This is a genomic window from Telluria sp. ZT3P26 (assembly GCF_059686035.1).
The window spans coordinates 539,008-562,529 of sequence record NZ_JCASII010000001.1; the positions used below are offsets into that span (position 1 = coordinate 539,008).

Consider the following 23,522-nt stretch of genomic DNA (forward strand, 5'->3'; position numbering starts at 1 on the left):
TTTGTCTTGTCGGTTTTTCCCCGATCTTCAAGATTACCCTTTGTTCAGATTCAGGGGAGCCACTTTTACACCCCGTTACCGTGCCTACAAAGCGATACATGGCAATTCGTCGGCGGCGATCCAAAAGCTTGTTGGTAAAATAAGCCCCTCATCCACTGTGTCAGCCCGAGCCCACCATGCGCACCGATACGCCCCAGACCATTTTCCGCAAGGACTATACCCCGCCCAGCTATCTGGTGGATACCGTCGAGATGGGCTTTGACCTCGACCCGGCGCGTACCGTCGTGGCCAGCCGCCTCACGCTGCGGCGCAACCCGGCCGCGACCACGCGCGGCATCGAGCTGCACGGCGAAGACATCGAGCTGGTCGCGCTGCGCCTGAATGGCAAGCTGCTGGGCAAGCGCGACTACACGTTGGCCAACAACCTGCTGACGATCCGCTCGGCACCGGACGACGTGGTGCTCGAGATCGAAACGCTGTGCGCGCCCGACAAGAACACGACGCTGAGCGGTTTGTATGTGTCGAACGGCAACTTCTTCACGCAATGCGAGGCCGAAGGCTTCCGTCGCATCACGTTCTTCCCGGATCGCCCGGACGTGATGGCCAAGTTCACCGTGATGCTGCGCGCCGATAAAGCCCGCTACCCGGTGCTGCTGTCCAACGGCAACCTGCTCGAAGAAGGCGACCTGGACGATGGCCGCCACTATGCACTGTGGGAAGACCCGTTCAAGAAGCCGTCGTACCTGTTCGCCCTGGTCGCCGCGCAGCTGGTCTGCCAGGAAGAAACCTTCCGCCTGGCCGATGGCCGCGACGCGCTGCTGCAGGTGTGGGTCGAGGACGGCAACCTGGACAAGACCGACTATGCAATGCAGTCGCTCAAGCACAGCATCCGCTGGGACGAAGAAAAATACGGGCTCGAACTCGACCTGGACCGCTTCATGATCGTCGCCACCAGCGACTTCAACATGGGCGCGATGGAAAACAAGGGCCTGAACATCTTCAACACCAAGTTCGTGCTGGCCAACCCGCGCGTGGCCACCGACATCGACTTCCAGGGCATCGAGGCCGTGGTCGCGCACGAATACTTCCACAACTGGACCGGCAACCGCGTGACGTGCCGTGACTGGTTCCAGCTGTCGCTGAAAGAAGGCCTGACGGTATTCCGCGACCAGGAATTCACGGCTGACATGATCGGCACCGCCACCGGGCGCGCCGTCACCCGCATCGACCAGGTGCGCACGCTGCGCCAGGCGCAGTTCCCGGAAGACGCCGGCCCGATGGCGCACCCGGTGCGGCCCGACTCGTTTGTCGAGATCAACAATTTCTATACCGTGACCGTGTACGAAAAGGGCGCCGAAGTCGTGCGCATGTACCAGACGCTGTTTGGTGTCGACGGTTTCCGCAAGGGCATGGACCTGTACTTCGCGCGCCATGACGAGCAAGCCGTCGAATGCGACGACTTCCGCCGCGCGATGGCCGACGCCAACGACCGCGAACTGGCCCAGTTCGAGCGCTGGTACAGCCAGGCCGGCACGCCGGTGCTGCGCTTCGAAGGCCGCTGGGATGAAGCCGCGCAGACCTACACGCTCACACTGTTCCAGTCGTGCCCGGCCACGCCCGGCCAGTCCGAGAAACTGCCGTTCCATATCCCGGTGGCCGTTGGCCTGCTCGATGCTGCCGGCGTCGACATGCAGCTCGTCGTCGATGGCCAGCAGCGCGGCACGACCGCCGTGCTCGAGCTGACCGAAGCCGAGCAGACCTTCGTCTTCACGGGCGTGACCGGGCAGCCGGTGGCCTCGGTGCTGCGCGACTTTTCGGCGCCGGTCATCCTGCAGGGCGGCTATACCGATGCCGACCTGCTGCACCTGTTCAGCCACGACAGCGACCCGGTCAACCGCTGGGAAGCGGGCCAGCGCCTGGCCATGGAGCGTCTGCTCAAGCTGACCGGTGAAGCCGGCGCGAAGGACGATGCCGCCGCCAGCCTGAACCTGGACGAGACCTTCATCGAGGCGCTGCGCAAGATCCTGGTCGACGATACGCTCGATCCGGCCTTCCGCGAGCAGTGCCTGACGCTGCCATCCGAATCGATGGTCGCCGAGCAGCTCGACTGCGTTGACCCGCTGGCCGTGCACATCGCGCGCCAGTTCGTGCGCGCCGACCTCGGTGCGCGCCTGCGCAGCGAGCTCATGGCCCAGTACAACGCCAACGCCACGCCCGGCCCCTACAGCCCGGACGCCGCCTCGGCCGGCAAGCGCGCGCTGAAGAACCTGGCGCTGGCTTACCTGAACGCGGCGCCGGACGACGCCAGCGTCGCGCTGGCGCAGCGCCAGTTCGATGAAGCGGACAACATGACCGACCGCGCCGCGGCGCTCTCCGCCCTGGTCGCCGCGCGCGTGCCGCAGGCGGCCGACGCGCTGGCCGTGTTCTATGACGAATTCCAGAACGAGGCGCTGGTCGTGGACAAGTGGTTCGCGATGCAGGCGTCAAGCCCGACCACCGACCTGGCGGCCGTGCGCGCGCTGATGACACACCCGGCCTTCACGCTGCGCAACCCGAACCGCGCGCGCAGCCTGGTGGCGATGTTCTGCGTGAACAATCCGGTACAGTTCCACGCGCCGGACGGCAGCGGCTACGCCTTCTGGGCCGAGCAGGTCATCGCACTCGACGCCCTCAACCCGCAAGTGGCCAGCCGCCTGGCGCGCGCGATGGACCGCTGGCGCCGTTATGCGCCGTCGCTGCAGTGGCAGATGCGCGAAGCCTTGCAGAAGGTGGCGGGGCAGGTCAAGCTGTCGAACGACGTGCGCGAGATTGTCGGCAAGGCGCTGGCCAACTAAACACATTCAACACAACCTGAGGAACCCATGAAACGCGTAAGTCTGACGCAGTACCTGGTGGAAGAGCAACGCCAGCACCAGAGCATCAATGCGGAGTTGCGCCTGCTGATCGAAGTCGTGGCTCGCGCCTGCAAGCGCATCAGCTATTCGGTGAGCAAGGGCGCGCTGGGCGAAGTGCTCGGCAGTGCCGACACCGAAAACATCCAGGGCGAAGTGCAGAAAAAGCTCGACGTGATCTCCAACGAGATCCTGCTCGAAGCCAACGAGTGGGGCGGCCACCTGGCCGCGATGGCGTCCGAAGAAATGGAAACCATCCGCCAGATCCCGAGCCGCTATCCGAAGGGCGAGTTCCTGCTGCTGTTCGATCCGCTGGATGGCTCGTCGAACATCGACGTCAACGTGTCGATCGGCACGATCTTCTCGGTGCTGAAAGCCCCGGAAGGCATGCAGGACCCGACCGAGCAGGACTTCCTGCAGGCCGGCAGCACCCAGGTGGCCGCCGGTTACGCCGTGTACGGCCCGCAGACAATGCTGGTGCTCACGACCGGCAACGGCGTGCACTGCTTCACGCTCGACCGCGAGCAGGGTTCGTGGGTGCTGACCCAGAGCGACATGCAGATTCCGGCAGCAACCAAGGAATTCGCGATCAATATGTCGAACCAGCGCCACTGGCATCCGCCAGTCCAGCGTTACGTTGACGAGCTGCTGGCGGGTTCCACCGGCCCGCGCGGCAAGGACTTCAATATGCGCTGGGTCGCCTCGATGGTGGCCGACGTGCACCGCATCCTGACCCGCGGCGGCGTCTTCATGTACCCGGCCGACCTGCGCGACACCAGCATGCCAGGCAAGCTGCGCCTGATGTATGAAGCCAATCCGATGGCGATGATCGTCGAGCAGGCTGGCGGCGCGGCCACCGACGGCAAGGGCCGCATCCTCGATATCCAGCCGACCAAGCTGCACCAGCGCGTGCCGGTGTTCCTGGGTTCGAAGGAAGAAGTGGATGTCGTTACGGGCTATCACGCTGCGTGAAGACGTGCTGATAAATTAGGCAAACCGGAAATCTTGCGAAAGTGACGCGATACACACTAGCAAGGTTGCCGGTTTGTTTGCTAGAATACGGCTCTTTCGTGAGCGACGGCTTGTTTGTCGGGCATGATGGAAGGCGAAGCACAGGTTTCGCCGCTGTAGCTCAGTCGGTAGAGCAGCGCATTCGTAATGCGAAGGTCACCAGTTCGATTCCGGTCAGCGGCACCAAAATTAGTTAGTCAGAAAAAAGGGTTACAGGCTTCGGCCGGTAACCCTTTTTTCTTGTTGGCGATGCTCCAGTCCTTGGTACAGGAATCCAGAGCGACACGATGGGCGGGCGAGTGCATTTGCCTATAGCGTGAGCGCAACTCACGGGCTGCCCAGATTTCATCGACCTTTTTTGCTGTTTAAAGAATACATAGCCTTTCGACATACGGCGCAGCGGTCAGTGGCAGGGCCGCGCAGGCGACGGTCCACATGCTCTTCATCGTCCCCCTGTCGTCGCCGACGCGCCAACGCTCCTGCATTGGCCGCCGATGCGTGTCAGGCGCGTCACCAGGACGCTCGAACGTATGACGGCACCGCCAGCGCCCGCGCCGCCGCGTTCAGCAGCAATCGCGCGCATGTCGGCCTTGTGTTCCTCCCAGTTTTCGAGTGCGTAGCGCGCATCCTCACGCTCATCGGCGCTGGTGGAATTTTTCAACGCGTTTTCGAACGTCTTGCGCTGTTGATCGAAGTCGAGCAGGCCTTGTTGCCCCATACGTTCGGTGACCGATGTTTTCATTTCCCAGGTAGTGACATTGACCTTGCGGACGGCAACGGTGGTATCGGCGCTCGGGCAGCGCGAACTGAACGTGGTGCTGCCGGCTGCGTGCACTGGTGCCGAACTCGTGCATTGCTGGTCAGCTGGCGGCAACAGGCCGCTGCCCGTGGCGCCAATGCACAGTCGCCCCGGACTGGGAAGCGCGCCGACAACGGCCGCCCCACCTGGCGCCTGGACTCGCATACTGGCCATGCCACTGGCGCTGTCGTTTTTCTGCTTCAGCACAGCGCCATTGCTTTGTATGGCATTGGCATCGGCGTCGATCCGGTACAGGCCAGGCGGTGGCAAATTGACCAGGGCGGGCGCCGTCGCGGCGCTTACATCAGCTGCGCCGAATGGCAGCAGGATTGCCGCGATCATGGCCGGCAGGCGAGGGGGAAAGGACGTGGTGAACAAATAAATCTCCTGAAAGATCAGTATCGAGCCAGGCAGTAAGGCAAGTGGCTCAGCGGACGACCATTTCGACGCGCCGGTTTTTTGCGCGTCCTTCATCACTTTCGTTGGTCGACACCGGTGCCAGATTGGCGACACCGCGCGCCACCAGTCTTGTCGAGGCGATCCCATACGTGGAGGCCAGCGCTGCACATACCGCTTCAGCACGTTTTTGTGACAACGTGCTGTTGGCGGCAAACTCGCCCTGGTTGTCCGTATGGCCAACAATGAATACTTTCATGGCCGGCGTGGCTTTCAGCACGTTCGCCATCTGGGCCAGCTGACTGGCCGAATCGCTGCGCAGGACTGCCTTGTTGGTGTCGAACTCGATACCGTACAGGGTCATCTTGCCGTCGCGCTTGAGTCCTGTCGTGATGGCCGCCGCGTCGACCTCGACGTTGCCCAACCGGGTTGCTGCCGGTTCGATGATCTGCACGAACTGGCGCTTGCGACTCATGATTCCCGAATTTGGAAAGCCGGAGACGATCCCGATCGACACGTAAGTGACGCCGGAAGGTCCTTTGCGCTGGCCACTGTAGTAATGAAAACCCGGCTGATTGGCGCTGTTGAACGTGCCAAGAACGGCATTGTCGTAGCCGTTCCAGTGCGCCTTACGCGGAAAATTCTCTACCAGTTGCTGCACATTGGCTTGTTCGCATGCGGCGGTTTCGCAGGCATACAAGGTCTGGAAGCCTGCGGCTTCGAGCGCATGGCGGTAGTTGCGGTAGATCTCAAGCGGACTGCTGTCATCGGGCGCAAGATACAGGCGGTTGCTGATCTTGCCCTCGACCGGGATCAGTACCGGTTTGCCTTTCTGCACAGTCACGACCGACGCCTGCTCCAGGCGGCTGTCGCCGTACATGTACAGGATCGACCCCTTGTACCGGCTCAGTAGCGGACTGTCGGCGCCACCCTTGCGGTCGACGGCCGTCTTGTCGGCGGCCAGCACAGGGGCCGTCGCCAGCAGCGCTGCGCCCAACCATATGGCTGCATGAAGCTGATTGCACACTGCGGGCGCGTCGCAGTTCCGAATCGTGCCTGCATATTTTTTTGATGGTCATACAACTCCTCGGGAAGTCGCTGGCTATCGGCAGCGGATAACTCGGTAGTCCTGTTGCTGGCATCCTGCGCGCGCTGCATTGCGTCAGCATCGTTGCGCTTTGGCGGCGAGCTCTTCGTGCAGGATACCAATACGGTCACGATCGCGCCTGTCCTGTTGGGCAGGATTGATGCGCAGCATGGGCTCGGGGGCTGCACGGGTCGCCGGGGCGCCGGCAGGGTGGGGGGGCGGGAGGTCAAGCCGTCATTGGCTGCCTGGTCTGGTGCGTCAACAGCTGTTCGGCGCAGCGGCGTTGCGGTTGACAATGACTTCGATGTCTTGGTCGTCGATGTGACGGGTGGCTGAAATCGACGAAAGGGCCAATGACCAACGCGACGTCATCGCACGCGCTGGCCCCGGTTTTGCCTCGCACCGTCACCTTGACGAACACGACGCAGATGGGTTGCCTGGCGGCGACGAGCCGCTTGCTGGCAGTGAGCGCCTGCCGCTTTAACCGGGCTGGGTCTCTTCGGTCGCAGCTTCCTGCAGCCCACGCGCCAGGCTCGATACGCTCGGATTGTCGACGAACACGCAGCGCTTGCCATGGCGCTTGCAATGGTCCTTCACGCGCCAGTAGGCGCTGTGGCTGATGCAGCCGGTCTGGCAGATCACCAGGTCGGCGGCGGCCAGGCTGGCATCGAGCTGGCTGCTGCTGTCTTCGAGGCCGCCGTCGTGGTGCGCAAACTGGGCGCCGACGCGTTCGATCATCGTGCGGTAGATCGGCACGCTGCTGCTACGCCCGCCCACGCACAGCACGGCGCGGTTGTGCAGCCGTACCGGCATCGCCACAGGCACGGCGACGGGTTCCGGCGCGGGCGCTTCGTCGGCATCCGGCGCTGTGGCACGTGACGCCTTCAGCTCGGCAACCTGCGCGCGCAAACCCTGCTCGCGCGCTTCCAGTTGCGCGATGCGTTCGGCCATGCGTTCGCGCGTATCGAGATCGGGGACGCTGGCTTGCAGGCGCGCCAGCTCGGCGCGCAGGGTGGCGACATCACCATCGCGGGCAATGGTGGCGGCGCGCGCCGTCATCAGGAGCTGCTCGTGGCGCTCGGCGTCCAGCGCTTTTTCCTGCGCCAGTGCGTTGCAGCGTTCCTGCAGGCGGGCGACGTCGCGTTCGAGCCGGGTATGGTCGGCAACGATCGCATTGAACTTGTTGAGATCGGCGCGGGCGCAGGCGCCGGCCTGGTGCTGGACCATGTGAATATCCCGGCACATCTTTTCTTCGAGTGCCACCGTGCAGCGGGGATGCGACAGGCCAGCCCAGAACGCGCCCGCTACGTCGCCCGCCGCAACGGCCGCCGCCCACAACGCCTCGACCTGCTCGGTGGTCTTGGCCGCGCGGAAGCGCTGGACATGCTGCGCATAGCGACGTTCGAGTTCCTTCTGCACGGCATCCGCAACAGGGGTGCGCAATGCGCATTCGCTGACGGTGCCAACGTGAATATCGTAATCATCATGCAGCACCTTGCCACCGGTCACCTTCTCGACCAGCTTGCGCAAGCCGTTGAGCGGCAGGCCCACGCCCACCAGCGGACAATGCGACGCATGCGACAACTCCCAGACGCGCCGCCGGCGCGAACTGAGCGCGCCATCGTTGGAGCAGGGTACGGTCGAAGCATGTTTATCGCACATGGCAGATCCTTGGCACAGAAAGTGGCAGGAGGACAGTGCCCTCCATCAAATGATAATGATTCTCATTTATTCTATCGCAGTCTGCGCGTCGTGCAAGCAGAATTTACATCTCCCTGACTATTTCCGAAAACGCATCTGACGTGATCCTGCGTGCCCGCGCGCGTGCATGAGCAACTTTGATTTCCAGATGGCTCTGTTACACTGACCCGACTTTTTTCACAGCCAGCCGTCGTCCGCGTGATCCACCTACACACCCCCAACGGCCTCCCATCCGTCCTCGTCGGTCCTCTGTTGCGCCGCCTCGAACCTGGCCGTCTCGTCCTTTGGCTGGTCGGCAGCACGCCGTTATCCTTCACCCTGGTGCTGGAACCGCATGGCGGCGAGGCGCAGCGGCTGGTGGTGGGGGAGGATTCGTGCCGCATCATTCCGATCGGGCGCGATGCGCACATTCACTTCATCGACGTCACGCTGCCCGCGCCACTGCCGCAGGACACGCTGATCGACTACGACCTGTTGCTGACGGATGTCGAAGGCGCCGAACAGGGCATCGCTGCCTGGGCGCCTCATCTGGTGCACGAAGGCGCCACCATGCCGAACATGGTGCTGCGCAGCCGCTCCGACAACATCCTGTATGGCTCGTGCCGCAAGCCGCATCACCCGTCGCGCGACGGTCTGGCGCGGGGCGACGATCTGATTGCCGGACACGTGGACCAGGCCGGCGAGCGCCCGTCGATGCTGCTGCTGGCTGGCGACCAGGTGTATGCCGACGACGTGGCCGGGCCGATGCTGGGCGCGACCCATGCGCTGATCGAGCGCCTGGGCCTGTTCGGCGAATGCGTCGAAGGCGCCATCGTCGCCGACAGCGACGAGTTGTACGCCCATCCCGACGGCTACTATGGCCGCCAGCGCCTGCTGCCGGCCCATAAGTCGAGCGAGGCGCTGCGCGAGAAGTTCTTCGGCGGCGTCGAAAAACCGATCTTCACGACGGCCAACGCCGACAACCACCTGATGACGCTGGGCGAAGTGCTGGCGATGTACCTGCTGGTCTGGTCGCCGGTGCCATGGCAGGTGATTGGCGAGATCGCGATGCCCGCACTCGACCCCAAGCACCAGGAGCGCTGGCACGAGGAAGCAGGCATTATTCACGGCTTCTGCGACGAATTGCCGCGCGCCGCGCGCCTGATGGCGCACGTGCAGACCTTGATGATCTTCGATGACCACGACGTCACGGATGACTGGAACCTGTCGTACAAGTGGGAAAAGACCGCCTACGGCCACCCGTTCTCGCGCCGCATCATGGGCAATGCGCTGGTGGCCTACATGCTGTGCCAGGGCTGGGGCAACCGGCCCGATGTCTTCGGCGAGGTGCTGGACGACATGGCGGCGATGGCCGCCAGGCCGGATTCCCGGAATCGCCTCGAACCGGAACCGCATGGCGCGCTGATCGAGCGGCTGCTGACCTTCCGGCAGTGGGACTACATGCTGCGCACGCAGCCGGCCGTGATCGTGCTCGATACCCGCACGCGGCGCTGGCGCAACCAGCGCCGCCCGAGCCATCCGTCCGGCCTGATGGACTGGGAGTCGCTGACCGAGTTCCAGCATGAGCTTATCGATGAGACGGCGGCGGTGATCGTATCGGCGGCGCCGATGTTTGGCGTGAAGCTGATCGAGGTGGTGCAGAAGATTGCAACGCTGATGGGCCAGGCCCTGACGGTCGACGCCGAAAACTGGATGGCGCACCGCGGCGCGGCGCGCAGCCTGCTGAATATCTTCCGCCACTCGCGCACGCCGGGCAATTACGTGATCCTGTCGGGCGACGTGCATTATTCGTTCGCCTATGACGTCGAAGTGCGCGACGACACGCGGCCGCCGCACATCTGGCAGATCACCAGCAGCGGTTTCAAGAACGAATTCCCCGAAGACCTGCTCAACTGGCTCGACCGCCTCAATCGCTGGCTGTATTCGCCGCGCTCGCCGCTGAACTGGTTCACCAAGCGGCGCGCGATGTCGATCACGCCGCACCTGCCCGACCAGCGCAAGCACGGCGAGCGCCTGTGGAACGGTTCCGGCATCGGCCAGGTCTGGCTCGATGCGAAGGGCCGGCCCGAGCGCATCGTGCAGCACAACGCCGATGGCCGGCCTTCCACGCAGTTTTTGAAGCTGGGCGAGGAAAAGGCAGCCGAGCGCGTGGCCGAACGGCCGAAGAAGGCCGCCTAGCGGGGCTGCTGGTCCGCCAGCGCCAGCGGCAGCCCGCGCGCCCAGCGGTTCGACGACAGCGAAAATTCCAGCGCCCGCACCTGGTGGTACCAGCCGGCCGGCACATACAGCATGTCGCCCGGCCGGACGATCACTTCCACCAGCGCCGCCTGGCGCGCCAGCGGAAAGCGCGCGTCGTCCAGCGCTTCCGGGTCCACTGGTGAGCCGAACAACAGCGGATTGGCTTCCCGCGTATACAAATACGCGTCGTGGTGGGGCGGGGCCAGGAAGATCCGCTTCACGCCGCGGATCTGGGCGAAAATATTGTCATCATAGTCGCAGTGCAGCGGTGTGATCGTGCGCGCCGGGCCGATCCAGAAGCGGGGTGGGCCCATCTTGTCGAAATACGCTGGCCAGTGGCATAGCCGGTTCAGTTCACGCAGCGCCAGGTTGCCCACATACGGCGGCAGCCCCGAATCCACAGGCGTGGACAGATCCAGATAGTCACGCAGCAGCATGTCCTGCATCGCCCGGTCCGGCGCGAATGCGGTGTGCACGTAGTCGCCCACGCGCGCGCGCACGGGCAGGTGGCCGTACTGCGCGCGCAAGGTGGTCATGTCCAGTTGCACGATCGGCCAGCGCCCGACCACGTCCGTCACCAGGAATGGCATGCCGGCCAGCGCATGCGCGCGAAACGCCGCGGCATCGAGCCGCGCAAGGCACGGCACGTGGGTGAACGGGGGCAGTGACCGCGCCGCGGCCTTGATTGCCTCGCGCATGCCGGGAATCGAGTCGACGCCGCGCACCTGCGCATCGCGCTGCGCGCGCGCTGCGGCATCCTGTTCCGCCTGCGCCGCGTCCGTGCGTCGCAGTGGCGGCAGGCGCGCCGCGCCCGGGTCCTTCTCTCCTGCCATGTGCTTCGTTCCTGTCTGTAATGGGGGCGTATGGTACTGCCAGCTGCCAGCAAAGTGCGCCTAAATCACCCAAAATGACCGCTTTATGAACCGATGTGACGGTTCTGTTAGGCAGCGCACGGTCTGGGGAAGGGCGCCATTGTATTTTTTGTATCGCGACGCAGTGAATCCGATACTGCGACTCGGAAAGTCGCCGCAAGGTGGCCAACCGGGATGGGACGCAAAGAAAATGTACAGAGACGCCGATTCAAATCGATGTTGATGTAGCGCAGTCAAAGATCGTTCCCGCTTGTTGTATCGGACTTATTCAATCAAAGATGTGGTGCTAGTCGAATTTCGTTCTACTCCGCGTTGATCACTATTTTATGAGGGTTACATCATGGATAATCAAAAGTCTACCGAGGGTAAAGGCATCAACGCAACCAACGCTTCGAACCCAGGTTCGGGCAACCAGCAAAACGCGTCGTCGTCGAGCACCGGCACCGGTTCGCTGGGCACGAGCAGCGTGACCGGCAACAGCGGTCTGGGCAACAGCGGCAGCAGCGCCAGCACCGGCGCCGGCAACATGTCGGGCTCGACCACCGGTTCGTCGTCGACCCCATCGACGCCATCGACCTCGTCGACCGCTTCGTCGGCCGCTTCGTCGATCAGCGACGCCGCAGCAAACACCGCAGGTGGCATCAAGGCAGCGATCTCGTCGATCACGCCAGAGAAAGCCCACGGCGCCATCGACAAGGCAGCGCAAGCCGCTCAGCCAGTCGTTGACAACATCGCATCGAAGGCACATGCCGGCGTCGAAAAGGTCACTGGCCTGATCAGCACCGCGCAAGAGAAATTCGGCGACCGTTCGACCCAGATCACCGAGAAGTACTCGGACCTGTCGGCCCAGGGCAAGGAATACGTCAAGAACAACCCAGGCAGCGCACTGCTGGCTGCAGTCGGCGTCGGCTTCATCCTAGCCAAGCTGCTGGGTGGCTCGAGCGACCGTAGCGACTATCGTGACGATTATCGCAACGACTACCGCAAAGACTACAACTCGTACCGCGATTAATTTCACAGTTTAATACCGTGGATTGATCCAGGCGCATCATCGATGCGCCGATCCGAAGCCTGACCAGCATCTGCTGGTCAGGCTTTTTTGCGTCCTGTATCTTAACGCTTTCTTAACGTCTGATTAACGTCGCGGTGACAGCAGGCAATCTAGCATCCGTATCGCATCAGAAGGCGCGTTGGATCAAGGTCCGCGTGATCGATTTATCGCCGGGCAGGGTAAGGCCCGACAAATCCGACGGATTCATGAATACTGACGAGCTCTACCTGCATGGGTCATCCAGTGCCCCGACGCCTCCTGCATCCTCCTGGCTGGCGCGCAGCACACGCATGGCCGGCCCCTTTGCGCCGCTGGTGCAGATGCTGGTCATCGGGCTGGTGTTGCTGTCGGGCTTTCGGCTGGCAATGGTCGCCTGGCAATGGGAGCGCGTGCACGCCACCGGCGTCGTGCCAGAGATCTTCCTGCAGGGCGTACGCGCCGACCTGATCCTGCTGGGCTATTTCCTGGCCATTCCACTGCTGCTGGCGCCGCTGCTGGCACACCGCCGCACGGCGCGCCTGTGGCAACGTTGTACGCTGGGCTGGACGACGGTGGCCCTGATCTTCATCCTGTTCATGGAAGTCGCGTCGCCGCAGTTCATCATGCAGTACGACGTGCGCCCGAACCGCCTGTTCATCGAATACCTGAACAATCCCCGCGAAGTCTTTTCCACGCTGTGGCACGGTTTCCGCACTGCGGTGCTGCTGGGCTGTGCGCTGACCGTGCTGCTGGGCGCAGCGCTGGTGCGGCTGCTCAAAGGCGCATCCGCCGGCACGCCGATGTGGCCGAGCCGCAAGATGCTGCTGGTGTGGCCGGTCCTGTGCCTGCTCGTGTTCATGCAGATCCGCTCGACCACCGGCCACCGGCCTGCCAATCCGGCCATGTTCGCGCTGACGGGCGATGCGATGGTCAATTCGCTGGTCATCAATTCGGCCTGGTCGGTGCTTGACGCGATGCGCTCGATGGACAATGAGGCCAAGTCGTCCGATATCTATGGCGACTTCCCGCGCGAGAAGGTGTTTGCCGAAGTGAAGGCGGCGCCGTGGCTGCGCGAGTACCGCTTCACGAATCCCGAGCAGCCGACGCAGCACTACCAGGGCGCGGCCGTTGCACGCACCAGGCCGCTGAACCTCGTCATCGTGCTGCAGGAAAGCCTGGGGGCGACGTTCGTCGAGTCGCTGGGCGGCCTGGCCGTCACGCCGGAGCTGGAAAAGCTCAAAGGCGAAGGCTGGTGGTTCGAGCAGCTGTACGCGACCGGCACCCGCTCGGTGCGCGGCATCGAGGCGGTGGTGGCCGGTTACGCGCCCACGCCCGCGCGCAGCACGGTCAAGCTGTCGTTGTCGCAGCAGAATTTCTACACGCTGGCAGCCGGCCTGGGCGACCAGGGCTACCACACTGAATTCGTCTACGGCGGCGAAGCGCACTTCGACAATATGCGCAGCTTCTTCACCGGTAACGGCTTCCAGAAGATCGTCGATATCGGCGACATGAAGCCGAAGTTCGTCGCCAGCTGGGGCGCGTCGGATGAAGACCTGTTCGACAAGTCGCTCGAACGCCTGAACACGCTGCACGCCGCGAACAAGCCGTTCTTCAGCCTGATCTTCACGTCGTCGAACCATGAGCCGTTCGAATTCCCGGACGGTAAGATCGGGCTGCACGACCCCGACAAGCAGACCGTCAACAACGCCGTCAAGTACGCCGACTACGCGCTGGGCAAGTTCATCCGCGAAGCCCGGCAGCAGGCCTACTGGAAAGACACGGTGTTTTTGATCGTGGCCGACCACGACAACCGCGTGTACGGCGACAGCCTCGTGCCAATCAAGAAATTTCATATCCCGGGCCTGATCCTGGGCGCGGATATCGAACCGAAGCACATCACGACGATCGCCAGCCAGATCGACCTGGCGCCAACGCTGCTGTCGCTGCTGGGCGTGTCGAGCACGCACCCGATGATCGGGCGCGACCTCGCGAAGGACAGCACGACGCCGGGCCGCGCGCTGATCCAGTTCAACGATTATTTTGCCTACCTCGAAGGCACCTCGGCCACCGTGCTGCGGCCCGGGCAATCGCCGCTGGCGGGCCAGTACGATGCGGCCAGCGGGCATTTCAGCCCGGGCAGCGGCAGCCCGACGCAGGCCCAGGTCGACAAGGCGATGGCGCACGTGATCCTTCCGTCGATCCTGTACCGCGAGCAGCGCTATCGCCCGCGCTGAAAACGGCGACCGATTCGCCTTACAATGACCAGCATGCGCATCCTCATCGTCGAAGACAACCCGGACATCCTGGCCAACCTGTACGGCTTCCTGGAGCCGAAGGGCTACGCCGTCGATTCGGCGCGCAACGGCTATGGCGGGCTGGCGCTGGCCTCTGAAAACAACTACGACGTCATCGTCCTCGACGTCATGCTGCCCGGCTTGAGTGGCCTGGAGCTGTGCCAGAAGCTGCGCACCGAGCTCTCCAGCGCGACGCCGGTGCTGATGCTGACGGCGCGCGACAGCCTGCAGGACAAGGTGCTGGGCTTCGACAGCGGCGCCGACGACTACCTGATCAAGCCGTTTTCCCTGGTCGAACTCGACGTGCGCCTGAAAGCCCTGGCGCGCCGCGCGGGCGGGCAGCATGCGTTCAGCCGCGTCCTGCGCTTCGGTCCGCTCGTGTTCGATCCCGACCAGCAGCAGGCGTCGCGCGATGGCGCAAAGATCGTGCTCACCAAGACCGGCTACGTGCTGCTGCGCAGCCTGATGGCGGCGGCCCCGCGCATCGTCTCGCGCGAGGCGCTCGAGCAGGCGGTGTGGGGCGAAGACCGGCCCGAGAGCGATGCGCTGCGCACGCACATCCACGCACTGCGCCAGGCGGTCGACAAGCCGTTTGCCAGCCCGATGGTCCATACCATTGCCGGTGTCGGCTACAAGCTGGCGATGCCCGATGCGCCCGGCTAGTTCGCTCAGCCGGCCGATTGTCGGCGCCTTCATCCTGTTCGGTGTGGTGCTGTCGCTGTTCTTTGCCGTGCTGGCTGCGCTGGTAGTCGAAGGCATCGAAGTGCATCTGGTCGACGAGCGCCTGGCCGAAGTCGAGAAATGGGCGCGCCCCAGGGCCGCTGCCGGGCTGCCGGCCGACCTGCCGGCGGGCCTGCGCTTTCACCGGGGCGACGATATCCCGCTGTCGCTGCGCGCGTTGCCGGCGGGCGTGTCCGAGGCCGAGGTCGATGGCATCGGCCTGCATGTGCTGGCCGGCGCCGACGAACGGGGGCCGTATGTGGTGGTCGACCATGAAAGCGATTACGAAGAGATCGAGATCCTGGTGTACTCGATGTTCGCCGCCTTTTTCGCCGGCTTCGTCACGCTGGCGCTGTTTCTGGGGCGTTTTGTCGGCCGGCGCATCGTGACGCCGCTGCGCGAACTGGCCGATGCCGTGGGGCAGGGCGCATTTGCCTTGCCGCACACAGAACGGGGCGACGAACTGGGGACGCTGGCGCGCGCGCTGGCCGCGCACACGCGTGAATTACGTGACTACCTCGACCGTGAACGCCTGTTCACCGGCGACGTCAGCCACGAGCTGCGCACGCCGCTGACCGTCATCATGGGCGCAGCCGAGATCCTCGTCGAAAATGGCAGGAACCCGGCGGTGCAGGCGCCGGCGCAGCGCATTTACCGGGCGGCGCAGGAAGCGACGGAGTGCGTGACGGTGCTGCTGGTGCTGGCGCGCGCACCCCAGCTCGCCCTGTTTTCTCCGGTCTCGGTCAACGAGATCGCGCGCCGTGAAACCGAGCGCTACCAGGCCATGGTGACGGGCCGGCCAGTGACGCTGCGCTGTGTCGGCGATGCGGCCTTCCGCATTTGTGCCCCTGCTGAACTGTGCGTGTCGGCCATTGCCAACCTGATTCGCAACGCTTGCCAGTACACCGAACAGGGCGAGGTGACGGTCGTGATCGAACCCGGCCGCATCACGGTCGAAGACACGGGGCGCGGCTTGCCGGATGCGGTGCGGCAGACGCTGGGCGAGGGTGCACGCCCGATCCCGTCGAGCGGGTCGGCCGGCACCGGGCTGGGCCTGTCGCTGGTCAAGCGCATCTGCGAATACCTGGGCGCGTCGCTGGTGTACGAGAACCGGCCAAGCGGCGGCAGCCGCTTCACGATCATTTTTCCTGTGTCGTTCACGCCATCCTAACGCCGCGTTGACGGTGGCTTGCAGTCATCCTTTCTATCCTTGAAGTACTGCAGCGTTGTTTGCTGCAATGTTGACAAGGGCGTGAGATGGACAAACTGTTTGCAAGACGGATCGATGCGTCGCTGCTGGTGCTGGTCGTGGCGCTGTTGCTGGCAAGCCTGGGCAACGTCACCTTCTGGAGCGTGCTGGCCCGTGCCGCCGGGGGCGTGTCGCTGGCCAGCCTGCCCATGCTGGCCGGCACCTTCCTGATCGTCGTGCTGTTCTTCAATGCCTGCCTGACGCTGGCCAGCTTCCGTTACCTGGCCAAGCCGGTGCTGATCGCCCTCGTGCTGGTGGCGTCCGCGGCAGGCTATTTCATCGCAGCCTACGGGATCGTCATCGACAAGGCGATGATCCAGAATGTGTTCGAGACCGACACCCGCGAAGCGACCGAACTGATCAGCTGGCAGATGGCCGCCAGGATCGGCTTGCTGGGCGTGCTGCCATCGCTGTGGATCGCGCGCGCCAATATCCAGTTTCCCAGTGGGGTGAAAGGGCTGCTCAGGCGCAGCAGCAATGCCGGCGGTTCGCTGCTGCTGGCATTAGTCCTGCTGGCGCTGCTGTTCAAGAGCCTGGCGCCGACGCTGCACGAGCACCGCGAATTGCGCTTCCTGCTCACGCCCACCAATTTGATTCAAGCCGTGGATGGGTATCTGCGCAGCCGCTGGGCAGCCCAGATCGTGGTCGCGCCGCTGGGCTGCGATGCCGTCAAAGGCGCTGCCTGGGCCGGCCATCACCGCAAGACCCTGACCGTGATCGTCGTGGGCGAAACGGCGCGGGCGGCGAATTTCTCACTGGACGGCTACGCCCGCGACACCAATCCGCTGCTGGCCCGGCAAGCTGGCCTGATCAATTTTTCGCATGTCAGTTCATGCGGCACCGCGACCGCGGTGTCGGTGCCGTGCGTGTTTTCCGCCTTCGGCCGCAACGATTACAGCCAGTCGAAGGGGGCGGGCCAGGAAGGCCTGCTCGACGTGCTGGCGCATGCGGGCTTTTCCGTGCTGTGGCGCGATAACAATTCGGGCTGCAAGGGCGTCTGCAACCGCGTCGGGTACGAGGACCTGTCGCGGCCCGATGGTAAAAACGTGCACTGCAGCGGCGACGAATGCTATGACGAGCGCCTGCTCGATGGCTTGCCGGGCCTGCTCGCCAACAGCAGCAAGGACCTGGTCGTCGTACTGCACCAGAAGGGCAGCCACGGCCCCGCGTATGCCAGCCGCTACCCGCAGGGGTTTGGCCGCTTCGGTCCGGTGTGCGCGAGCAATGACTTCGACACGTGCTCGCGCGAATCGATCCGGGCCGCCTACGACAACACGATCCTGTACACCGATTACTTCCTGAGCAAGACCATCGACGGCTTGCGCGCGATCGCGGCCGCACAGGACGCCGATACGGCCATGCTGTACTTCTCGGACCATGGCGAGTCGCTCGGCGAAAACAACGTCTACCTGCACGGCGCGCCGTACCTGTTCGCACCGCGCGAGCAGACCGAGGTGCCGATGATGCTGTGGATGTCGGACAGCTTCAGCGATCGTTTCCGCATCGACCGGCGCTGCCTGGCGGCGCGGCGCAATGAACCGCTGTCGCATGACAATGTGTTCCATTCCGTGCTCGGGATGCTCGACGTGAACACGGCTGTGCTCAACCCGCGCCTGGACCTGTTCCATGCCTGCGTGCGGGGTGCGTGAGGTGCGCGGCGCTACCACGCTGCTGTCGGCGCGCGCCCTGCGACGCCTGGCCGCTCTCCTGGTGGCCAGCGCGCTGGCGATCCTGTGGCTCGGTCGTTATACGGATCTCGACCTGGTGCTGGCCGATGCCATGTTCGATGCGCAGCGCCGCGTCTTTCCCTGGCGCGATGCGTGGCTGACGGTCACGTTCAACCATGTCATGTTGAAACAGCTCCTGACGGTGCTGGCGGTGGGGGTCGTCGGCTACACGCTGGTCGATGCCTGGCGGCCCCGCGCCGCGCTGGGCGCCCTTGGCCGCCTGCAGCTGCGTATCGTCGCGCTGTCCGCCGTCCTGGTGCCGGTCGTGACCAGCACCCTGAAACACTTGAGCGCATCGCACTGCCCGTGGGACCTGCTGCGCTATGGCGGCGAGCAGCCGTACGTGCGCCTGTTCGGCGCGTTCCCGGCCGGTACGCTGCCGGGCCAGTGCCTGCCTGCCGGCCATGCTTCGAGCGCCCTGTGGCTGGTGGCACTGGCCGTCTGCTGGCTGCCGGCGCGGCCATCGCGGGCGCGCGCGGCCGCGCTGCTGGCCATCGGCGCCGGCGCCACGGTCGGCTACCTGCAGCAGCTGCGCGGCGCGCATTTCATGACGCACACGCTGTGGTCGATCTGGATCGCATGCACGATCGTCGTGGCGCTGATCGCCACTTTGCAGGCCACGCCATCATGAGCATGCGCGGCGACAGTGTCCGTCTGCAGGGCGTGGTGAACCGGCTGGCAAGGGCGTATCCGCCGGACTGGCTCGAGCGGTGCGGCGCGCAGTTGTATGGCGCGGCCATCGTGGCCAGTCTGGGACTGACTGGCCTGGTCGGTGCGCTCTGGTCGCCCTGGTGGACTTACCTGATTCCCGTCGTGTGCCCGCTGCTGCTGGTGGGCGTGCTGCCGGTCTGGCTGTTCGGCCGCGAACCGGGCCGCCCGCGCTGGGCGCATCCGCTGGCGATTGTCAGCGACGACGATGCGGCGCTGATCGGGCGGATCATCGACGCGCTGCCCGAGCAAAGCAAGACCGGGCTGTTGCAGCACTGCCCGGCGAACGATGGCGCGAAGTTCTTCGCGCTCTGGCAGCAGCTGCAGGCTGCCGGCGTCGAAGAACTCCGCTGAAGCGTCGCGCTCAGGCCGGCGTGTTGTCGACCTCGACGGCCCGCGCCGGCTGGCGCCGCATCTTGCGTCCGGTGCGCTTGAGCCAATTCTCGAAGTCGTCCACGTACGTGAACACGGCCGGCACCACCAGCAGGCTGAGTAACGTCGACGTGATCAGGCCACCGATCACGGCCACCGCCATCGGCGAGCGGAAGCTCGGGTCACCCGAAAAGCCCAGCGCCAGCGGCAGCATGCCGGCGCCCATCGCGATCGTGGTCATCACGATCGGGCGGCTGCGCTTGTGGCAGGCGTCGACCAGCGCGTCGAAGCGGTTCATGCCCGCCTGGCGCGCCAGGATCGCGTAATCGACCAGCAGGATCGAGTTCTTGGTCACGATCCCCATCAGCATGATCAGGCCAATCATCGTCGGCATCGACAGCGCATTGCTGGTGACGAGCAGCGCCACGAAGGCGCCGCCGATCGACAGCGGCAGCGCGGCAAGGATCGTGACCGGCTGCATGAAGTCCGAGAACAGCAGCACCAGCACGCCGTAGATGCACAGCACGCCGATCAGCATCGCCAGGCCGAAGCTGGCAAACAGCGCCTGCATCTCCTGCGCGTCGCCCAGTTCCGCGATCGTCACGGAGGACGGCAGCGACTGGAAGGCGGGCAGCGCGCGCGCCTCGGCATTGACTTCACCGAGCGAGCGGCCCGAGAGCTCGACGTCGAGCGTGACGTTGCGGGTGCGGTTCAGGCGGTTGATCTGCGCCGGGCCGCTTTCCATCGTGATGTCGGCCACGGTCGAGAGCAGCACCGGTCCGTTCTTGCCGGGCACGGTCAGGCGCCCGATCGCATCCAGGTCGGCCCGCACGGTATCCGGCAATTTCACGCGGATCGGCACCTGGCGCTCGTCCAGGTTCATTTTGGCCAGCGACTGCTCGTAGTCGCCAGCGGTGGCCACGCGCACCGTCTCGCCGATCGCCGCTGCCGTCACGCCCTGATCGGCCGCGCGCGCAAAGTCGGGACGCACGATGATTTCGGGACGCACCAGCGAGGCGCTCGAACTGACGTTGCCGACACCGGGCAGGCCGCGCAATTCACGCTCGGCCTGGCGCGCTGCAATGCCAAGGGCATTGGCGTCTTCGCTGCGCAGCACCAGCTGCATCTTGGTGCCGGCGTCGGGAATGCCGACCGTGAAGCGCGCCCCGGGAATGGCGGCCACGCGTTCGCGGATCGTGTTTTCGATCACGCCCAGCTTCACGTCGCGGTCACCCCGGTCCACCGTTTTCACGGTCAGCACCGCGCGCCGCGCTTCGGCCGCGGCGCCGGGCGAGAATGCGTCGCCGCTCGAGCCGCCGCCAATGGAGCTGAAGACGCTTGTGACGCCCTCTACCTTCATCAGCGCCAGGCGTACCTGTTCGGCCACGGCGCGGGTCTGGGCCAAGGTGGCGCCCGGCGCCAATTCGACGCTGACCTGGGTCTGCGAGCGGTCGGCCGGCGGCATGAAGCCGGTCGGCAGCAGCGGCACCAGCGCCAGCGAGCCCGCGAAGAACACGGCCGCGCCCAGCATCGTCAGGCCACGGCGGCGCAGGCACCACTGCATGACGGCCAGGTAGCGCCGCATGATCGCGCTGTCTTGCGGCTCGTGGCCGGCCACGCCGGCGTTCTTCGGCGCCTTGAGCAGGTACGCGCACATCATCGGTGTGAGCAGGCGCGCCACCAGCAGCGAGGCCAGGATGGCCAGCACGGCGGTCCAGCCGAACTGCTTGAAGAATTTGCCGGGGATGCCGCCCATAAAGGCGGTCGGCAAAAACACGGCCACGAGCGCGAACGTGGTAGCGATCACCGCCATCCCGATTTCGTCGGCCGCTTCGAGCGACGCCTGCATCGGCGACTTGCCCATGTGGAGGTGGCGCGAGATGTTTTCGATCTCGACGATCGCATCGTCGACCAGCACGCCGATCACGAGGGCCAGCGACAGCAGCGTGACCATATTGAGGGTGTAGCCGAACAGGTACTGGCCCAGGAAGGCCGGAATCACCGACAGGGGCAGGGCGGCAGCGGCAATCAGCGTCGCACGCCAGTCGCGCAGGAACCACCAGACGACCAGCACCGCCAGCAGCGCACCTTCGTACAGCATGTGCATCGAGGCGTCGAAGTTTTCGTCGACCGACACCGAGTTGTCGATCACTTCATTGACGATCAGCTTCGGGTTTTCTTTCTTGAGCTGCTCCATCGCGGCGCGGGCGCCGGTGGCGACATCGATCTCGCCGGCCCCGCGCGTGCGGAACACTTCGAAGGCGACGACGCGGCGGCCATCCTGTTCGGCCAGCGCGCGGGGTTCTTCCACGGTGTCGAGCACGCGCGCCACCTGGTCCAGGCGCACATGGCGCCCGTCCGGCAGCGGGATCTCCATCGCGGCCAGTGCCTGCGCGGTGCCGACGGTGGCCAGCGTGCGCACCGATTGCTCGACACCGCTGACATCGCCCCGGCCGCCCGGCGCTTCGCGTTGCACATTGCGCAGCTGGCGCGAGATATCCAGCGCCGAGACGCGCAGCGCCGCCATCTTCTGGTCATCGAGCTCCACGCGCATCTCGCGCGTGACGCCGCCCACGCGGCGGATTTCACCGAGGCCCGGCACGCCCAGCATGCGCTTGGCGACGTCGTTGTCGACGAACCAGCTCAGGTCCTGGTCGTCCAGGCCCGAGCCTTCGGCGGCGGCGACCGTGAAGGTCGAGACGACGCGCCCTGCGGTGGCCGCCTTGGTCACGGTCGGTTCGCGCAGCTCGGCCGGCATGTCGGCGCGCACGCGCGAGACGGCGTCGCGCACGTCGTTGACGGCTTCGGCCGAATCGCGCTCGAGGATGAATTCGACCGTGACGGTGGCCACGCCATCGAGTACGCGCGTGTAGATGTTCTTGATGCCCTGCAGCGTGGCGACCGAGTCTTCGATCTTGCGCGCAACTTCCGTTTCGAGCTGCGCCGGGGCGGCGCCGTCCAGGACGGCGGTGACGGTGACGATCGGCAGTTCGATGTCCGGGAAGTCCTGCACCTTGCTGGCATTGAAGGCCATCAGTCCTGCCACGGTGAGCAGGACGAACAGCATGATCGCCGGGATCGGATTGCGGATCGACAGGGCGGAGAAATTCATCGCTCAGCCTTTGCCGGTGCTGCAGCTGGCGCGGTTGCGGGCGTAGCAATATTGCGTACCAGGTCGCCGTCATTCAGGAACCCGGCGCCGGTGACGACGATGGGCGCGTCGGCCGCCAGGCCGCCGACAATCTCGACCCGGTCTCCCAGGCGACGACCGGTGGTGACTTTCAGCTGGCTCACGCGGCTGTCCGCATTCAGGCGGTACACATAACTGAAGCCGTCGCGCACGGCGATCGACTGCTGCGGCACGGTCAGCGCATTCGACGTGCCCAGTTCAAAACGGCCGCTGGCGAACATGCCGGCCTTGAGTGGCATATCGCCCGACAGCGCCGGCGGCAGGTCGACATAGACCAGCGCAAGGCGGGTCTGCGGATCGACCGACGGCGCCACGACGCGCACCTTGCCCGTGACTTCAAGCCCGCTGGCGCCACGCACGGTGGCGCGCGTACCCGCCTTGATGCGCCCGAGGTCCTGCGCCGTCACTTCGGCGCGCCATTCGAGGCGGCCCTGACGGATCATGCGAAACAGTTCGGTGCCCACGCCGACGACGGCGCCGACGGTGGCGCTGCGCGCCGAGATCACGCCGCTGTCGGGCGCCGTCACCTGCGTGTACTTCAGGCGCAGCTGCTGCTGCGTCAGCGTGGCCTGGGCGGACTGGACGCGCGCGGCGCCAGTCTGCTCGCCCGTCACGTATTGCGTGACCTGCTGGGCGCTCAGAGCCCCGGAGCTTTCCAGGGCGCGGGCACGGTCGGCATTCGCCTTGGCTTCCTGGGCATTGGCCTTCGCTTCGAGCAGCGCGGCGCGCGCACCCGCGATATCGGCGCGCACGGTTTCATCCGCGAACACGGCCAGCACCTGGCCCTTCTTGACCACATCGCCGACATTGACGCGCACTTCGTTCAGGCGCAGCCCGTTCGATTCGCTGCCGATGACGGCATCCTGCCACGCGGCGATGCTGCCGTTGGCGGTCAGGCTGATCGGCAGGCTGGCGGTGGCGGGGCGGGTGGTGGTGACGCTCAGGGCAGGGCGCGGCGCAGCTTTTTCTTCCTTGGCGTCGGCGCGGTTGATCGGTGCCAGCGCAACGACGGCGCACAGCGACGCGGCCCCGAGGGCGATGGCAAGGGCACGTGGATGTCGAATGGTTTTCATGGTGTCTGGGTGATCGCGGCCTGGTCCAGCAATCCGGCGGTCCGGCGCTCCGGCAAGCAGCTGAGTGTAGCAAATGTGACGCGCCCGGCAGGGCTGCACGGGTGTCGTTACAAATAGTGCGGTGCGAAAAAATGAGCCTGTTGGCAGGGTATTCTGCAAATTTA

16 protein-coding genes and 1 tRNA gene are annotated in these 23,522 nt (G+C 64.9%); 11 read left to right on the forward strand and 6 right to left on the reverse strand.

Annotated elements, in window-relative coordinates; all coding sequences use genetic code 11:
• Positions 1-176 precede the first annotated feature (176 nt).
• From pepN to AC56LN_RS02430, 3 genes are all read left to right on the forward strand, one after another.
• A complete protein-coding gene (gene pepN / locus AC56LN_RS02420; RefSeq protein ID WP_499569768.1) occupies positions 177-2,834 on the forward strand; it encodes an aminopeptidase N in 2,658 nt (885 codons plus the stop codon).
• A gap of 27 nt (positions 2,835-2,861) precedes the next feature.
• Entirely contained in the window at positions 2,862-3,863 is a 1,002-nt protein-coding gene (locus tag AC56LN_RS02425) for a class 1 fructose-bisphosphatase (protein WP_332533143.1), read from the forward strand.
• Positions 3,864-4,012: 149 nt separating this feature from the next.
• A tRNA-Thr gene (locus tag AC56LN_RS02430) sits at positions 4,013-4,088 on the forward strand.
• A gap of 256 nt (positions 4,089-4,344) precedes the next feature.
• On the opposite strand, the gene AC56LN_RS02435 is transcribed toward AC56LN_RS02430, so the two are convergent.
• The 3 genes from AC56LN_RS02435 to AC56LN_RS02445 form a co-directional block, all read right to left on the reverse strand.
• Complete coding sequence (locus tag AC56LN_RS02435) at positions 4,345-5,175, reverse strand: hypothetical protein (protein ID WP_499569769.1); 831 nt, start codon at positions 5,173-5,175, stop codon at positions 4,345-4,347.
• Positions 5,129-6,094 (reverse strand): OmpA family protein, encoded by a 966-nt coding sequence (locus AC56LN_RS02440; protein WP_499569770.1) that lies wholly within the window; start codon positions 6,092-6,094, stop codon positions 5,129-5,131. The genes AC56LN_RS02435 and AC56LN_RS02440 overlap by 47 nt, the downstream gene beginning before the upstream one ends.
• A 570-nt stretch (positions 6,095-6,664) precedes the next feature.
• Positions 6,665-7,846: a DUF2325 domain-containing protein gene (locus tag AC56LN_RS02445; RefSeq protein ID WP_499569772.1), complete on the reverse strand. Its 1,182-nt coding sequence runs from the start codon at positions 7,844-7,846 to the stop codon at positions 6,665-6,667.
• A 291-nt stretch (positions 7,847-8,137) separates the two neighbouring features.
• On the opposite strand from AC56LN_RS02445, the gene AC56LN_RS02450 reads away from it, so the two are divergent.
• Complete coding sequence (locus AC56LN_RS02450; RefSeq protein ID WP_499569773.1) at positions 8,138-10,063, forward strand: metallophosphoesterase family protein; 1,926 nt, start codon at positions 8,138-8,140, stop codon at positions 10,061-10,063.
• On the opposite strand, the gene AC56LN_RS02455 is transcribed toward AC56LN_RS02450, so the two are convergent.
• Positions 10,060-10,956 carry a cupin-like domain-containing protein gene (locus AC56LN_RS02455; protein ID WP_499569774.1) on the reverse strand — a complete coding sequence of 299 codons (897 nt, stop codon included), beginning with the start codon at positions 10,954-10,956 and terminating at the stop codon, positions 10,060-10,062. The genes AC56LN_RS02450 and AC56LN_RS02455 overlap by 4 nt on opposite strands.
• Positions 10,957-11,335: 379 nt before the next feature.
• On the opposite strand from AC56LN_RS02455, the gene AC56LN_RS02460 reads away from it, so the two are divergent.
• The 7 genes from AC56LN_RS02460 to AC56LN_RS02490 all read left to right on the forward strand — a co-directional run bounded on the left by AC56LN_RS02460 (position 11,336) and on the right by AC56LN_RS02490 (position 19,077).
• Positions 11,336-12,007 carry an ElaB/YgaM/YqjD family protein gene (locus tag AC56LN_RS02460; RefSeq protein WP_499569776.1) on the forward strand — a complete coding sequence of 224 codons (672 nt, stop codon included), beginning with the start codon at positions 11,336-11,338 and terminating at the stop codon, positions 12,005-12,007.
• Positions 12,008-12,252: 245 nt separating this feature from the next.
• On the forward strand, positions 12,253-14,259 hold the full coding sequence (locus tag AC56LN_RS02465) for an LTA synthase family protein (RefSeq protein ID WP_499569777.1): 2,007 nt from the start codon (positions 12,253-12,255) through the stop codon (positions 14,257-14,259).
• A gap of 33 nt (positions 14,260-14,292) precedes the next feature.
• Positions 14,293-14,982: a response regulator transcription factor gene (locus tag AC56LN_RS02470; protein ID WP_499569778.1), complete on the forward strand. Its 690-nt coding sequence runs from the start codon at positions 14,293-14,295 to the stop codon at positions 14,980-14,982.
• Positions 14,969-16,210: a sensor histidine kinase gene (locus AC56LN_RS02475; protein ID WP_499569780.1), complete on the forward strand. Its 1,242-nt coding sequence runs from the start codon at positions 14,969-14,971 to the stop codon at positions 16,208-16,210. The genes AC56LN_RS02470 and AC56LN_RS02475 overlap by 14 nt, the downstream gene beginning before the upstream one ends.
• 86 nt (positions 16,211-16,296) lie before the next feature.
• Positions 16,297-17,937, forward strand: a complete 1,641-nt coding sequence (locus AC56LN_RS02480) for a phosphoethanolamine transferase (protein WP_499569782.1) — start codon at positions 16,297-16,299, stop codon at positions 17,935-17,937.
• Complete coding sequence (locus tag AC56LN_RS02485; protein WP_499569783.1) at positions 17,915-18,646, forward strand: phosphatase PAP2 family protein; 732 nt, start codon at positions 17,915-17,917, stop codon at positions 18,644-18,646. Before AC56LN_RS02480 ends, AC56LN_RS02485 begins: the two co-directional genes overlap by 23 nt.
• Positions 18,643-19,077 (forward strand): hypothetical protein, encoded by a 435-nt coding sequence (locus AC56LN_RS02490; protein WP_499569784.1) that lies wholly within the window; start codon positions 18,643-18,645, stop codon positions 19,075-19,077. The genes AC56LN_RS02485 and AC56LN_RS02490 overlap by 4 nt, the downstream gene beginning before the upstream one ends.
• Positions 19,078-19,087: 10 nt before the next feature.
• Here the strand turns inward: AC56LN_RS02490 and AC56LN_RS02495 are convergent, their stop codons facing one another.
• Both AC56LN_RS02495 and AC56LN_RS02500 read right to left on the reverse strand, forming a co-directional pair.
• Positions 19,088-22,207, reverse strand: a complete 3,120-nt coding sequence (locus AC56LN_RS02495; RefSeq protein ID WP_499569785.1) for an efflux RND transporter permease subunit — start codon at positions 22,205-22,207, stop codon at positions 19,088-19,090.
• On the reverse strand, positions 22,204-23,358 hold the full coding sequence (locus tag AC56LN_RS02500) for an efflux RND transporter periplasmic adaptor subunit (RefSeq protein ID WP_499569787.1): 1,155 nt from the start codon (positions 23,356-23,358) through the stop codon (positions 22,204-22,206). The genes AC56LN_RS02495 and AC56LN_RS02500 overlap by 4 nt, the downstream gene beginning before the upstream one ends.
• Between the last annotated feature and the right edge of the window lie 164 nt (positions 23,359-23,522).

Coding starts and splice junctions, on each gene's coding strand:
- pepN (WP_499569768.1), top strand. CDS start 177: ATGCGCACCGATACGCCCCAGACCATTTTCCGCAAGGACTATACCCCG.
- AC56LN_RS02425 (WP_332533143.1), top strand. CDS start 2,862: ATGAAACGCGTAAGTCTGACGCAGTACCTGGTGGAAGAGCAACGCCAG.
- AC56LN_RS02435 (WP_499569769.1), bottom strand. CDS start 5,175: ATGAAGGACGCGCAAAAAACCGGCGCGTCGAAATGGTCGTCCGCTGAG.
- AC56LN_RS02445 (WP_499569772.1), bottom strand. CDS start 7,846: ATGTGCGATAAACATGCTTCGACCGTACCCTGCTCCAACGATGGCGCG.
- AC56LN_RS02455 (WP_499569774.1), bottom strand. CDS start 10,956: ATGGCAGGAGAGAAGGACCCGGGCGCGGCGCGCCTGCCGCCACTGCGA.
- AC56LN_RS02460 (WP_499569776.1), top strand. CDS start 11,336: ATGGATAATCAAAAGTCTACCGAGGGTAAAGGCATCAACGCAACCAAC.
- AC56LN_RS02465 (WP_499569777.1), top strand. CDS start 12,253: ATGAATACTGACGAGCTCTACCTGCATGGGTCATCCAGTGCCCCGACG.
- AC56LN_RS02470 (WP_499569778.1), top strand. CDS start 14,293: ATGCGCATCCTCATCGTCGAAGACAACCCGGACATCCTGGCCAACCTG.
- AC56LN_RS02475 (WP_499569780.1), top strand. CDS start 14,969: ATGCGCCCGGCTAGTTCGCTCAGCCGGCCGATTGTCGGCGCCTTCATC.
- AC56LN_RS02480 (WP_499569782.1), top strand. CDS start 16,297: ATGGACAAACTGTTTGCAAGACGGATCGATGCGTCGCTGCTGGTGCTG.
- AC56LN_RS02485 (WP_499569783.1), top strand. CDS start 17,915: ATGCCTGCGTGCGGGGTGCGTGAGGTGCGCGGCGCTACCACGCTGCTG.
- AC56LN_RS02490 (WP_499569784.1), top strand. CDS start 18,643: ATGAGCATGCGCGGCGACAGTGTCCGTCTGCAGGGCGTGGTGAACCGG.
- AC56LN_RS02495 (WP_499569785.1), bottom strand. CDS start 22,207: ATGAATTTCTCCGCCCTGTCGATCCGCAATCCGATCCCGGCGATCATG.
- AC56LN_RS02500 (WP_499569787.1), bottom strand. CDS start 23,358: ATGAAAACCATTCGACATCCACGTGCCCTTGCCATCGCCCTCGGGGCC.